12 protein-coding genes are annotated in these 13,178 nt (G+C 74.3%); 7 read left to right on the top strand and 5 right to left on the bottom strand.

The features are described from left to right. Positions 1 to 19: 19 nt before the first annotated feature. A complete protein-coding gene (locus ACPU2J_RS32260; RefSeq protein ID WP_361605885.1) occupies positions 20 to 232 on the bottom strand; it encodes a hypothetical protein in 213 nt (70 codons plus the stop codon). A gap of 476 nt (positions 233 to 708) precedes the next feature. Between ACPU2J_RS32260 and ACPU2J_RS32255 the strand changes: the two genes are divergently transcribed. From ACPU2J_RS32255 to ACPU2J_RS32240, 4 genes are all read left to right on the top strand, one after another. Beyond that, entirely contained in the window at positions 709 to 2,076 is a 1,368-nt protein-coding gene (locus ACPU2J_RS32255) for an MFS transporter (protein ID WP_420078475.1), read from the top strand. 88 nt (positions 2,077 to 2,164) lie between these two features. Then, complete coding sequence (locus ACPU2J_RS32250) at positions 2,165 to 4,099, top strand: helix-turn-helix domain-containing protein (RefSeq protein WP_423834631.1); 1,935 nt, start codon at positions 2,165 to 2,167, stop codon at positions 4,097 to 4,099. Between the two features lie 95 nt (positions 4,100 to 4,194). Further along, a complete protein-coding gene (locus ACPU2J_RS32245) occupies positions 4,195 to 5,250 on the top strand; it encodes a PI-PLC domain-containing protein (protein WP_423834630.1) in 1,056 nt (351 codons plus the stop codon). A gap of 412 nt (positions 5,251 to 5,662) precedes the next feature. Further along, entirely contained in the window at positions 5,663 to 6,139 is a 477-nt protein-coding gene (locus tag ACPU2J_RS32240; protein ID WP_420078478.1) for an ATP-binding protein, read from the top strand. Between the two features lie 134 nt (positions 6,140 to 6,273). Here the strand turns inward: ACPU2J_RS32240 and ACPU2J_RS32235 are convergent, their stop codons facing one another. Beyond that, a complete protein-coding gene (locus ACPU2J_RS32235) occupies positions 6,274 to 7,200 on the bottom strand; it encodes a SigB/SigF/SigG family RNA polymerase sigma factor (RefSeq protein WP_423834629.1) in 927 nt (308 codons plus the stop codon). A 171-nt stretch (positions 7,201 to 7,371) separates the two neighbouring features. Between ACPU2J_RS32235 and ACPU2J_RS32230 the strand changes: the two genes are divergently transcribed. After that, entirely contained in the window at positions 7,372 to 7,773 is a 402-nt protein-coding gene (locus ACPU2J_RS32230; protein WP_365499821.1) for a helix-turn-helix transcriptional regulator, read from the top strand. A gap of 19 nt (positions 7,774 to 7,792) precedes the next feature. Next, the gene (locus tag ACPU2J_RS32225) at positions 7,793 to 8,230 is read left to right on the top strand and encodes a VOC family protein (RefSeq protein ID WP_423834628.1); all 438 of its coding nucleotides are present in this window, start codon (positions 7,793 to 7,795) and stop codon (positions 8,228 to 8,230) included. A gap of 365 nt (positions 8,231 to 8,595) precedes the next feature. Here the strand turns inward: ACPU2J_RS32225 and ACPU2J_RS32220 are convergent, their stop codons facing one another. After that, positions 8,596 to 9,696, bottom strand: a complete 1,101-nt coding sequence (locus ACPU2J_RS32220; RefSeq protein ID WP_423834627.1) for a glutamate--cysteine ligase — start codon at positions 9,694 to 9,696, stop codon at positions 8,596 to 8,598. A 213-nt stretch (positions 9,697 to 9,909) separates the two neighbouring features. Here ACPU2J_RS32220 and ACPU2J_RS32215 point away from each other — a divergent pair, with 213 nt between their 5' ends. Beyond that, positions 9,910 to 10,164, top strand: coding sequence for a DUF6296 family protein (locus ACPU2J_RS32215; RefSeq protein WP_420078480.1), 255 nt, complete (start codon positions 9,910 to 9,912; stop codon positions 10,162 to 10,164). 12 nt (positions 10,165 to 10,176) lie between these two features. Here ACPU2J_RS32215 and ACPU2J_RS32210 read toward each other — a convergent pair whose 3' ends face one another. Both ACPU2J_RS32210 and ACPU2J_RS32205 read right to left on the bottom strand, forming a co-directional pair. Then, positions 10,177 to 10,602: an SsgA family sporulation/cell division regulator gene (locus tag ACPU2J_RS32210; protein WP_420078481.1), complete on the bottom strand. Its 426-nt coding sequence runs from the start codon at positions 10,600 to 10,602 to the stop codon at positions 10,177 to 10,179. 101 nt (positions 10,603 to 10,703) lie between these two features. Then, complete coding sequence (locus ACPU2J_RS32205) at positions 10,704 to 13,145, bottom strand: SpoIIE family protein phosphatase (protein WP_423835034.1); 2,442 nt, start codon at positions 13,143 to 13,145, stop codon at positions 10,704 to 10,706. Positions 13,146 to 13,178: the final 33 nt, after the last annotated feature.

Here is a 13,178-nt window from a genome sequence, read left to right as displayed (position 1 = left end):
GCGGCGCGGCTTCGCACTGCTAGCGGGCGAGCGTCCACTTCGTGAGGCGGTCCACGATCTCCAGGACCGACCTGCGCGCGCCGGCGGAGATGAACGCGAAGGCGAAGAACGACGGGACGAGGGCGATCACCACGACCAGGGCGGGCAGCAGGCGCACGACGATGGTGCAGAAGTCGAGCAGGGCGCGGAGGGTCCGGGTCTGGGACAGGAGCTCGATCACACGGTCCAGCAAAGGGGTACTCCTCGGGCAGCAGGCGGGGTCACCTGGTATCCCGACTGAGGGCACAGGTCTCCCCGAGTCGGTGCCCTGGTAGGGCAACCAGATGGTTGGTCACACCCCGCCGGCCCGCGTTCCACGAGTCAGCGGCAGGTTCGGCACCTGCTGCGCATCTGTGCACTCCTTGCGTTGTGCCGCCCTCCACCGGACAGCAGTCGGGCGAGTAGCTGAACTTACCGGCCACCGAACTGCCGTTCAAGGGTGTTTTCCAGTCACTGGGCCTTCTCGGCTTCGCCACCCCGGCGTGCCGAGGGGGAGGCAGGAGTCGGTCAGGGGTGCCGGAAGCCGTCGAGGTGTCCGAGGCGGCGGTGTGGTGGTCGGGTACACAAGGTGGCGCCTCAATGTGATGTCCCGCCACATACGCCGCCGAACTGCGGGCTTCTACGGTGTGCCCACACCAATCGTCCCCGCAGACCCCGGAAGTGGTGCACATGACCTCCCCTGAAACAGCCGCACCCCCATCAACCGGAATCCGGAGAGTCGTCGCAGCGAGCCTGATCGGGACCACCGTCGAGTGGTACGACTTCTTCCTCTACGGCTCGGCCGCCGCCCTGGTGTTCAACACCCTGTTCTTCCCCACCGCCGACCCGCTCGTGGGCACCCTGATCGCGTTCGTCACGTACGCCATCGGCTTCCTCGCCCGCCCGCTCGGCGGCGTCGTCTTCGGGCACTTCGGGGACAAGCTGGGCCGGAAGAAGCTGCTCGTCCTCAGTCTGCTGCTGATGGGGGGCGCCACCTTCGCGATGGGTCTGCTGCCCACCTACGCGAGCATCGGCGTGGGGGCGCCGGTCCTGCTGACCGTCCTGCGCCTGGTGCAGGGGTTCGCGCTCGGCGGCGAGTGGGGCGGCGCCGTCCTGATCGTCTCCGAGCACGGCGGCGACCGGCACCGCGGGTTCTGGTCGTCCTGGCCGCAGGCGGGTGCCCCGGGCGGCAACCTCCTCGCGACCGGCGTGCTGGCGCTGCTGGCCGCCGTGCAGTCCGAGGAGGCCTTTCTCGCCTGGGGCTGGCGCGTGCCGTTCCTGCTGTCAGGCGTCCTCGTGATCGTCGGGCTGTGGATCCGCATATCGGTGTCCGAGTCGCCCGTGTTCCTGGCGGCGCAGGCCAAGGCCGAGGCCGAGGCGGCCCGGGGGGTGAAGGAGAAGGCTCCCGTGGTACAGGTGTTCCGCACGAGCCGGCGGGAGGTGCTGACCGCCATCGGCACCCGGTTCGGGGAGAACATCTCCTACTACGTGCTCACCTCCTTCCTGCTGGTGTACGTGACGGTCCACCTCGGGCTGGCCAAGTCCACCGCGCTGAACGCCGTCCTGATCGGTTCCGCGGTGCACTTCGTGGCCATTCCGGCCTGGGGCGCGCTCTCCGACCGGCTCGGGCGGCGGCCGGTCACCCTGATCGGTTCGGTGGGCATGGCCCTGTGGGCCTTCGTGTTCTTCGCCCTCGTCGATTCCGGGTCGGCGACGGTCATCACGCTCGCGGTGACGGCCGGGCTGCTCCTGCACGGCGCGATGTACGGGCCCCAGGCGGCCTTCATCTCGGAGATGTTCGACACGAAGGTCCGCTACTCCGGGGCCTCGATGGGCTCGCAGCTGGCCTCGATCGTCGCCGGGGCGCTGGCACCGATCGTCGCGGTGGAGCTGCTCGCCCGGTACGACTCCTCGGTGCCCGTGTCCGTCTACCTGTGCGCGGCCGCCCTGGTCACCACCGCCACCGTCCTCGTGGCCAAGGAGACCCGGGGACGCGACCTGTCCGCCGGCCGGACCGCCGGGGCCGGGGCGAAGTCCCGGGACGCGGTACGGGTCTGAGCGCGGGGGACCGTACGGGGCGGGGCGGCGGTTCGCACCGGGGGGATCAGCCGCCCCGCCTCCTCCCCCGCCCGGCGGGGGTGCCACGATGACCACCGTGAACGACTCCCCCGACCCGGCCGGAGACGCGGCCCGGTCCGTGGCGCGGCTGCTGGAGCTGCTGGCCGAGGACGCCGCGGCGGAACGGTTCGCCGAACCCGCGGCGCAGGCCCGGGCCCTCGGTCTGCCGGCCGCGGACCAGGACGTGGTCGACCGGGCCACGCGGACCGCGCTGGACGTGCGCCGCACCCTCGAACAGCGCCGGCGCCGGGAGACGGAGCTGGCGGCCCTCTTCGACACCGCGGGCGATCTCGCCGCCCTGCGCGACCTGGACTCCGTACTGCGGGCGATCGTCCACCGCGCACGGCTCCTCCTCGGGGCCGACGTGGCGTACCTGACCCTGGCCGACCCGGCCGCCGGCGACACCTTCATGCGGGTCACCGACGGCTCGGTGTCGGCGCGGTTCCAGCAGCTGCGGCTGGGCATGGGGGAAGGGCTCGGCGGGCTGGTCGCGCAGAGCGGGCGGCCGTACTGGACGGCCGACTACACCGTGGACGGCCAGTTCGCCCACACCTCCGCGATCGACGCGGGCGTGGGCGAGGAGGGGCTGCGCGGCATCCTCGGCGTCCCCCTGCGCCTGGGCACCCGGCTCATCGGCGTGCTGTACGCGGCGGACCGCACCGTCCGGGAGTTCACCCCGGACTCCATCGCCCTGCTCTCCTCCCTCGCCGACCATGCGGCCACGGCCATCGACAGCGCGCGGCGGATGGAGGAGACGCGGTCGGCCCTATTGGAACTCAACGCGGCCACGGAGACGGCCCGCGGGCACAGCGAGGCGCTGCGCCGCGCCGCCGAGACGCACGACCGGCTCACGGACCTCGTGCTGCGCGGCGGCGAGGTGGGGGACGTGGCGCGGGAGATCGCGGCGATCCTCGGCGGCGGGCTGGTGGTGCACGACGCCGACGGCGCGGAGCTCGCCCGGGTCGCGGCCCCCGCGCTCGCCCCGCCCGCCCGGGGGGTGGCCGCCTCGCGGGCGGAGGGCCGGGCGGTGCCCGTGGAGGGCGTCTGGGTCTGCGCGGTGATGGCCGGTTCCGCGCTGCTCGGCAGCATCGCCCTCACCGGGCGGCCCGATCTGCCGGACACCGACCGCCGGCTGTTCGAGCGTACGAGCCTGGTGGCCGCGCTCCTGCTGCTGTTGCGGCGGTCGGTGGCCGAGGCGGAGGAGCGCGTGCGCGGCGAACTCCTCGACGACCTGCTGGCCGAGGACCAGGCGGACCGTCCGCGACACCTCGGCAGCCTGGTGCTGCGGGCCCGCAGGCTCGACGTGCACCTTCGGGACCCGCACGACGTCCTGGTGGCGCACTGCGAGCCGGCGCAGCGGCAGCGGCTGCAGGGCGAGGCGGCCCGGCGGGCCCGGGAGCTGCGGGGGCTGGCGGGTGTGTACCGGGGGCACGTGGTCCTCGTGGCGCCGGCCGGCGGGCGCGGTGCCGATCCGCGTGAACTCGCCCTGGAGCTGGGCAGGTTCCTGGGGGCTCCGGTGACCGTGGGGGCGGCCGGTCCGGCCCGCGGGCCGGACGAGCTCCCGCGGACCTACGCGGACGCGCTGCGCTGCCTGGAGGCCCTGCGGAGCCTGGGGCGCGTCGGCGACGGCGCCCACCTGCCCGAACTGGGCTTCGTCGGGATGCTGCTGGGCGACCGCACGGACGTCGGCGGCTACGTGGAGCGGGTCCTGGGGCCGGTCCTGGAGTACGACGCGGAGCGCGGCACCGAGCTGATCCGCACCCTCGGTGCCTACTACGCCGCCAACGGCAGCCTGTCGCGGGCGAAGGACGGGCTGCACGTCCACGTCAACACGGTGGTCCAGCGGCTCGAACGGGTCGCCCGGCTGCTGGGGGACGACTGGAACACGCCCGAACGCGCCCTGGAGAACCAGCTGGCGCTGCGCCTGCACCGGCTCACCCGCGCGGACCGGCCGTCGTCCTGAGGGCGGCCCCGCGGCGGCCGGATCCGGCCGTGTCCGTCCGCGGGGGCGCGGATGGGCGGCCCGCGCGCTACCCTCCGCGCATGATTGACATGGACATGAAGCGATGGAGAGCCGGCCGGCGCCGGCTCGTCTGCCTCCTGCTGCTGGCTCTCCTGGGTACGGCGACGTCGGCGACGGCCTCGGAACGCACCGCGGCCGCCGCCCCGCAGACGGCGGTGACGACCGCGGCCGCCCCCGCCGCCCGCCCGGCCGACCCCGCCGCCACCGCCCGCTGGGGCGACCGGCGCCTGGACGAGGTCTCCTTCCTCACGACCCACAACGCCTTCACCAACTACGAGGACTCCCGCTGGAGTTCGGTGAACCAGGCGGAGTCCGTACGGGGCCAGCTCGAAGGCGGGGTGCGCGGCCTGAGCCTGGACACCCACTGGTACGAGCGCAGCACCTGGCTGTGCGTCATCAGCTTCGGCAGCGACTGCTACGCGAGCGACGTCTACCTCTGCCACGGCGAGTGCAAGACCTTCGCCGGCATCACGTACGCCCTGCCCCGGCAGTCCTTCCACGGCACCCTGCAGACCGTGGTGCACTTCCTCGCCGCCAACCCCCAGGAGGTCGTGACCGTCTTCCTGGAGGACTACGTCAGCGCCGACCAGCTCGGGCAGTCCCTCGGTCGGGTCCGGGGCCTCCAGGAGATGATGTTCCGGCCCGACCAGTGGAACGTGCGCCAGAACGGCTGGCCGAAGGTCGCCGACCTCGTCACTTCCGGCAAGCGCCTGCTGATCTTCTCCGACCGCTCGGACCGCGAGCAGCTGGGCGTCATGTACGACAGGTCCTGGACCGTGAGCAACTTCTGGAGCCTCGGCGACCTGGGCAACGACCTGAGCTGCGTCACGCGCTGGGCCGACGTCCCGCTGGACCGGCAGGAGCCCGGATTCCGGCGCCTGTTCACGATGAGCCACCACCGCAACGTCCCCACCGTGCTCACGGCGGCCCTGGACAACGGCACGAAACTGCGCGATCGCATCGCGGGCCAGTGCCGCTCCGCGACCGGGGGCCGTGAGCCGAACTTCGTCTCCGTCGACTTCCACCGGCGCTCGGACGGCAGCGGCCACACCCCCGCCTCGATCGTCGCGGAGCTGAACGCGAGCCCCTGAGGCACCGGACGGCACCCGGACGGCGGTACGGGCGCCGGGGCGGCCGGCTCCGCGGCGATCAGCCGGCCGCCCGCGCGGTCCTCGCCGCGCTCCCCCGCCGGGTGGAAGAACGGGTCCGTGCCGAGGTTCCGGCACGCCGCCTCCTCCTGCCACAGCCAGAGGTGCTCCGACAGGCCGGGCAGGCGCGACACGTTCGGCATGTCCGGAATCCTCTCGTCAGTCGCCGCGGTTACGCGCAGCCGCGCGAGCGCTCGCCCGTCCCCCACGCGTCCGGCCCCGGGCCGCCCGCCGAAACCCGTCCGGCACGGCCTCGCGGTCACGGGTGTCCGTTCCGGCCGACCGGGTACAAGCGCACCACGAGATCACGGAACACCGACACCGACACCGACACCGAGGACGGGGTGAGGGCCCAGTGCACACCATCGGAGCCGACACCGGCCGGTCCGCACCGGCCACCCGGGGACCTGCCGTACGCCAGCGCCGGCGGCTGGCGCTGCGCGGAGCCCGCCGGCAGGTCGCGCGGGGGCGGGAGTTCGCCAGGGAGGCGCTGCGGGACTGGGGGTGGGACGGCGGCGACACCGCCGAGGACGCGCTCCTGGTCGTGTCCGAGCTGGTGACCAACGCCAACCTGCACGCGGACGGCTGCCACGAGCTGACGCTGCTCGGCGGTGACGCGTTCCGCATCGAGGTGCACGACGGCGTGGGCGAGCTGCCGCGGCTGCCGTCCGGGTCGCGCCCGGGCACGCCCGGCGGTCACGGACTGCAGATAGTGCGGCGGCTCGCCGACGACTGGGGCGCCGAGCGGCACGCGCACGGCAAGGTGGTGTGGGCGGAGATAGACGCCGCGCGCCTGCGGGCCGACCGGCCCCTCGGCGGGCAGGAGCTCTGAGCAGCGGGCAGGCAGCGGCCGTGTGGGGCGGGACCGAAGAGATCTCTTCGGTCCCGCCCCACACGGCCGGTGTACGCGTCCGGACCCGCTCCCCTCAGGGGCCGCGGTCCCGGAGCCGGCGGCTGCCGGAGCGATCAGTCGCGGAGCAGTCCTTCGCGCAGGGCGCCCAGGGTGCGGTTGAGCACCCGGGACACGTGCATCTGGGAGAGTCCGATCTCCGCGCCGATCTCCGCCTGGGTCATCTCCTGCCCGAAGCGCATCTCCAGGATGCGCGCGGTGCGCTCGTCCAGGTCCGCGAGCAGGGGCGCCAGGGCGTGCCGGTCCTCGACGGCCTCCAGGGCCGGGTCGACGTCGCCCATGGTCTCGACGAGGGTGCGCGTGGGCCCCCCGGCGGACTGCGCCCCGGTGCCGGACACGGCGGATTCCTGCGGCGCGTCGAGGGACTGGGTGGAGTAGCCGTTGGCCGCGACCAGGCCCTGGCGCACCTCGTCCTCGGTGAGGTCCAGGAACGCGGCGAGCTCGGCCGGCGTGGGCGGGTGGTCGGTGACGGAGGTCAGTTCCTCCGTGGCCTGGGCCAGCAGCTGGCGCAGTTCCTGCAGGCGGCGCGGGACGCGCACGGCCCAGGTGGTGTCCCGGAAGTGGCGCTTGATCTCGCCCGTGATGTACGGCACCGCGAGCGTGGTGAACTGCGTGTTCCGCTCGGGGTCGTAGCGGTCGATGGCCTTGATCAGGCCGATGATGCCGACCTGGACGATGTCCTCGTTCTCCGGGCCGCCGGAGCGGTCGCGGAAGGGCCGGGCCGCGAAGTGGACCAGCGAGATGTTCATCTCGATGAGCGTGTTGCGCACGTACTGGTACTCGCGGGTGCCCTCTTCCAGGGACCGGAGCCGCTCGAAGAAGACGCGGGTCAGCCGGCGTGCGTCGCCGGTGGACAGCTCGCGCGGGCAGGACACGTCCGGGAGCCCGCTGAGCGCGGGGGCGGCTGCGGTCCCTCCGGTGGGGGTGGTGTGCGTCCGGGGGGTCGCCGGGGTCATGACGGTGGCCGTGGCCGTGGGGGTCATCGTCGCTCCTTGGGCACGGGTGCTTGCGGTGCGTTGCGCGCGGTCGTTCGGTCATGCGGAAGGGTCGTTCCGCTCACCTGCACCCTGCCGGGCCCACGGACACACGTCAAGTTATACCGGAAACGTTCTTCTGGAATTGATTTTCGCGAGTCCCGCCTCAACAATGGCCGCGTGGAGAGCGAACACACGGGTTCCCGCAGGAACCGCTGGACCTTCCTGACCAACCACGCCCGGGTCCTGATCGCCATCGCCCGCGACCCGGGCATCCGCCTGCGCGACATAGCGGTGGACTGCGGCCTCACCGAGCGCACCGTGCAGGCGATCGTCACGGACCTGCAGGCGGACGGCTACCTCACCCGGACCCGGGACGGACGCCGCAACCGCTACGTCGTCACCCCCGCCGCGCGCTTCCGCCACCCGGCCGAGGCCGACCGCGAGATCGCCGGCCTGCTGGCCTACCTCGCCGCCCCGGCGACCGCGGTGGAGTCCCCCGCGCCCGGCGCCCCCGCTCCGCACGCGCCCGCCGCCGACGGGCCCGCCGTTCCCGGGGCACCCGACAGCGCGAGCGTGTGACGACCGTTACGGTGTCCGGATGGAGCAACGGATCAGCCTGGTGACCCTCGGCGTCGCGGACCTCGCCCGCGCCAAGGACTTCTACGCGGCGCTCGGCTGGCGCGGCACCGAGGTCGAGGAGACCGTCTTCCACCAGGCGGGCGGTCTGGCCCTCGTGCTGTGGGACCGGCGGAAACTGGCCGAGGACTGCGGACTCCCGCCCACCCCGCCCGGCCCGTCCACCGGTTTCGGCGGCATCGCCCTGGCGCACAACGTCCGCACGGACGCCGAGGTGGACGACCTCCTCGCGGCCGCCGGGCGGGCCGGCGGCACGATCACCCGGCCGGCCACCGTCAACGCCATCGGCTTCTACTCGGGCGTCTTCACCGACCCCGACGGCCACGCCTGGGAGATCGCCCACAATCCCGGCTTCACCCTGTACGAGGACGGCTCACTGATCCTGCCCGACTTCGGCTGACCGCCCCCACGCGGGTCCCCCGGCCGGCCGGCCCGTGGCGCGGCCGGTGCCGGTGCCGCCCGGGCCCCGCCGGCGCCGTCTCCGGCGGCCGGGTGCCCGCGGGAAGCGGTGGCCCGGCGTCCGGGCCGGGGCCGAGCAGGAACTCCTCGTAGCGGCCGAGCGCGAGCACGGCACAGAGGAGGAGGGGCAGCAACAGCAGCGCGGCGATCAGCATGGATGGCATCCCTTCGGCGACGCCGCTCCCACGGCGTCCCTTCGACGGCCTTCCCCCGCGCCTGCCCGCTGCGCGCCGCCCTACGCGGCCAGGGTACGTCCCGGCCGCACCGCGGGCCCCGCGGCCCGGCCCGCACGACGGGCCCCGCCGGTCACGCGGCGCCGCCCGCCGTGATCCGCGCGCACTCCCGGACGACGTTCGCGAGGTCCCCCTCCGACCGGAGCAGGGCCCGCTGGACGCGCGCGCCGTTCCCCCCGTCCAGCAGCCGGGCGATGCCCTCGCGGACCAGGTGCTCGTCACCCGCGTCGGCCAGCGCGTCCCCGACGTGCCGGTACAGGGCCCGGACGGCGTCCTCGGGGGTCGTCGGCCGCATCGTGGCGGGATGCAGCAGCGGGCCGTCGAGTCCCGAGCGGCCGGCCTGCCAGGAGGCCAGCCGGAGCAGGCCGCTGCTGACGGGGGCGGGCAGTTCGCCGGCCCGCCAGGAGCGGGCCGCGGTCTCCACCAGCCCGCGGACGAGCGCGGCCAGCAGGACGGGGGTCGACGCCTCGAGACAGACGTCGGCCACCCGGATCTCCACCGTCGGGTACGCGTACGACAGCCGGGCGTCGAACCACACCATCGCCCGGTCGCGCAGGACTCCCGACGCGACCATGGCCTCGACCTGGGCGTGGTAGGCCGCGGCGGAGCCGAACACGTCCGTGGGGCCGGCGGCCGGGAGCCTGTTCCACACCCGGCTGCGGTAGCTGGCGTAGCGGGTGTCCTCGCCCTGCCAGAACGGCGAGTTCGCGCTCATCGCGGTCAGCACGGGCAGCCAGGGCCGGATCCGGTCCAGCACCGCGACGCCCTCCTCGTCGGACTCGACCGAGACGTGCACGTGGCAGCCGCAGGTCAGCTGCTCCTGCGCGGTCATGCCGAACTGCCGGGCCGCCCATGCGTAGCGGTGGCCGGGCGAGAGGGAGGGGCGCACGGGCAGCGGGGAGGTGGCGGTGGCGGCGACCACCGCGCCGGCCGTGGCCGCGTGCCGGGCCGCCTCGGCCCGCCACAGGAGGATCTCGTCCCGGAGCTCGGCCATCCCCGTCACCGGCTTGGTGGCGAATTCGACCTGCTCCTCGTGGAGCTCCGACTCGAAGGAGTGCCCCTGGGGGTCCTGCTCCCCGTCGGCGGCCGCCAGCACGGCTCCCGCCAGGGCCAGCGGCTCTCCGGTCCCGGCGTCCGCGAGCAGCAGCTCTTCTTCCACGCCCACACTGCGCATCCGGTCTTTCCCTTGCCTCGACGTCCTTGGAACCCCTTCCGCCTGCCCGGGCCGGCCGCGGGTATGCCCGGCGGCGGCCGTGACGCGGACCGTGAAGCGGACCGGCGGGCCTGCGCGGGCGCCGGGGCGGGCTTAGCGTGGCAGGTGGGACAGATCCCACAGATCCACCGCCGTGCGGACGACACACGACACGGCACGGCAGGAGGGCCGGCGATGGCTACGGTGCACGGATCGAAGGGCTCCCCGCAGGACGCGTACGAGGTGGTCTTCGCCTCCGCGGACGGCACCGGCGAGGACGTGGTCAGGATGACCCGCACCGACGCCTCGGGGCCCGGGGGCCATCCCGTCTACGAGGACGCCAGCGGCATCGTCCGGGCGGAGATCAGCGACCAGGGCGAGGTACGGGTCCTGGCGAGCGGGGGCGGGCAGGAGCCGGCCCGTGCGCTGCGGGCCCGGGCCGTGGGCTGACGCCGCCGGACCTCACGCCAGCAACCGGTCGAAGAACGCCCAGTCCAGGCGCTCTGTCTCGGCCTCGGCCGGCACCACCCGCCAGGTCGACTCCAGCCAGGACCGCAGCTCCGCCCGGTCCAGCGCGAAGAGGGCGACCATGGGCTCCGCCCCCAGGCGCAGCAGCACCTGCCCCTCCCTGCCGGGCCCGGACGCCGGCCGGACGCGCACGTCGCCCTCCCCCACGAGGGTACGGACGCCACGGGCCAGGAGGTCGCGGCCGAGTGTCCAGGTCACCTCTTCGGCGCCGGGGACGTAAAAGGTGATCCCGACGTCCAGCGGGGCGCCCGGTGACCACCGCAACGTCGCCCGGAGCGGGAACCTCAGCTGTTCCCGCAGCTGGCGGATCTCCATCGTGAGGGTCAGGTCGTGCTCGGTGACGGAACTCGGGCGGGGCATGATGACTCGTTTCTGCGCGGCGGGCCGGGAACGGCGGCGCTCGGTCGGGCGCCTCCCGTGCGCGTCTGTTCGCTCACGGCCGTCCCAAACGGCCCGCCCCGTCAGCCGACCTGGATCCCGATGACGCAGGTGTCGTCGTCGGTGTCGGACCGGCTGGCCGCCAGGAGGCGGTCGAGCCGCCCGTCCAGGTCGCCGGAGCAGGCGGCCGCCGCCTGTACGAGATGGCCGAGGGAGTCCTGCACCGAGGAGTCCCGGCGCTCCACCAGGCCGTCGGTGAACATCAGCAGGGTGTCGTCCGGTTCGAGCTGGACCTCCCGCTCGGCGTAGCGGACGTCCGGCAGGGCGCCCAGCAGCAGGCCCTCGATGAGCGGGAAGGCCTCGGCCTGCGCGCCGCGCACCAGCACGGGCGGCAGGTGTCCGGCGCGCGCCCAACGCATCACCCGGGTGCCGGGGTCGAAGAGTCCGCAGACGGCGGTGGCCGTGACGTGCTTGGCCAGGTTGTGCGTGACGGTGTTGAGCCAGGACAGCAGTTGGGCCGGCCCGGCGCCGGTCACGGCGAGCCCGCGCAGGGCGTTGCGCAGGACGACCATGCCGGTGGCGGCCTCGATCCCGTGGCCGGCGACGTCGCCCACCGAGAGGAGGACGAGCCCGGAGGGCAGCACCACGGTGTCGTACCAGTCGCCGCCGACGAGCGACTCCGTCTCGGCGGGCCGGTAGCGGACGGCGACCCGCAGCCCGGGGGCCTCCACGGCCTGCGGGCTGGGGGGCATGATGGCGTGCTGGAGCTGGAGGGCGAGGCGGTTGCGTTCCGCCGACTCGGCCGCCGTGTGGGCGAGTTGGTCGCGGGTCGCGGCCAGGGCCACCTCGGTCCAGTGCTGGGCGGAGATGTCCTGGTAGGCGCCGCGTACGGCGTACAACCCCTGGTCGGCGTCGAGGACGGGTTCGGCGACGACGCGGACGTGGCGGGTGATCCCGTCCGCGCGCTGGAGCCGGAGGTTCACCGAGGCGGGACGGCGGTAGCGCAGCACCGCCCGCAGGAAGCGGCCCAGGGCCGCCGAGTCGTCGGGGTGGGTGTAGTCCGGCAGCTCCCGCAGCCGTACCGGGGAGGCGGTGGGGGGCAGCCCGTGCAGGGCGTAGAGCTGGGCGTTCCAGGTGGTCTCGCCGGTGAGGAGGTTCTCCTCGAAGCCGCCGATGCGGCCGAGGCGCTGGGCGTGCTGGAGGAGGTCGGCCAGGCGTGCGGTCTCGTCCTCGACCCGCCAGATGAGCAGGACGGCCGCGCCGTGCCGGCTGACGCTGATGTCCGCGACCGAGGTCAGGGGGATCTGGTCGACGAGAGCGGTCAGCCCCATGCGTTCGGCGCGGAAGGGCTCTCCGGTGGCGTGCACCCGCTCGACGACGTCGAACAGACCGCTCTCCCCGGCCGCCATGGGATAGGCCTCCAGCAGGAGGGCGCCGTTGACGTCGCCGCGCGGGCGGCCCGCGGGGTCGACGAAGCGGCTGCTGGTGTGGCGGATGCGGAAGTCGGTGAGGCAGCCGTCGGGGTCGAGCACGGGGGTGAGGACGACGGCCGGATCGTGGAGTCCCTCGGCGAGGTCGATCAGCTCGCGGACGTCGGGGAGGACGGTGTCCACCGCGGGGTCGGCGGCGGGCGAGGTGTCCATGGTGCGGGCGCAGAGCTCGGCGAGGGCCTCGACCTGGCGTTCGATCCTCGGGGGCTGCGGCGGCAGGGGCTGCGGCCAGCAGATCTCCAGGACGCCGTGTATCCGGCCGCCGGTGCCCGCCGGGACGGCCATCCGGCCGCCGTCGGGCCACTGGAGGTGGCCGATGGAGGGGAGCCCGTCGCGTTTGAGGCGGGCGACGGCGACCAGCCGGCGTTCCTGCAGCGCGAGGCGGGCGACGGTGGAGACGCCCGGCGGTACGTGGTGCCACCGGGCGGCCTCCCCGGGCGGGAAACCGGCGTGCCCCGCGAGGGCCAGGGAACCGTCGGGGGCCGCGGTCCACACGGCGACGGCGGCGGCGCCGAGGGGCGCGAGGGCGTTCGTCAGGAGCGACTCGGCGACGGCCTGGGTGTCGGCGGCGACGGCGAGCATGCCGCTCTCGGCGGTGCGCAGCCGGACCGCGACGGTGTCGGGCCGTACCGCGGGCGCGGCCGGCGGGGGCGGGCGGAGCGGGCCGGGGCCGGCGGTGCGTTCGACGAACTCGGCGGCGACGTCGCTGACTTGGTCGCGGGCGGCCTGGTTGACGATGTCGGCGGCGAGTTCGAGCGGCGACAGCCCGGTGTCACGGCACAGGTCGTCGAGCTGGCGCGCGGCGGCGGCGGGCGTGCAGCTCAGCTGCCCGATCAGGATGCCCTTGGCCAGTTCCACGAGGGCCCTGCCGTCGGCGGCCGCGTGGGCCTCCCGCACCTCGCGGCGCAGGCGTTCCACGGTGGCGACCAGACGCCCCAGCGGGGTCGGGGCCTGATGCGGGATGACGCCGCGGGCCGGTTCCGCGTCCGGCGGACCGGGCGGGCGGGCCTCGTCGGGGTGCTGCGTGTCGGTAATGCTCACCGTGCTGCCGGCTCCTTGCTGGGGCGG

Source organism: Streptomyces manipurensis (genome assembly GCF_049570255.1).
Classification (GTDB): Bacteria; Actinomycetota; Actinomycetes; order Streptomycetales; family Streptomycetaceae; genus Streptomyces; species Streptomyces manipurensis.
The sequence above is the reverse complement of the archived record's forward strand: the minus strand, read 5'-3'. Positions and strand labels throughout refer to the sequence as shown.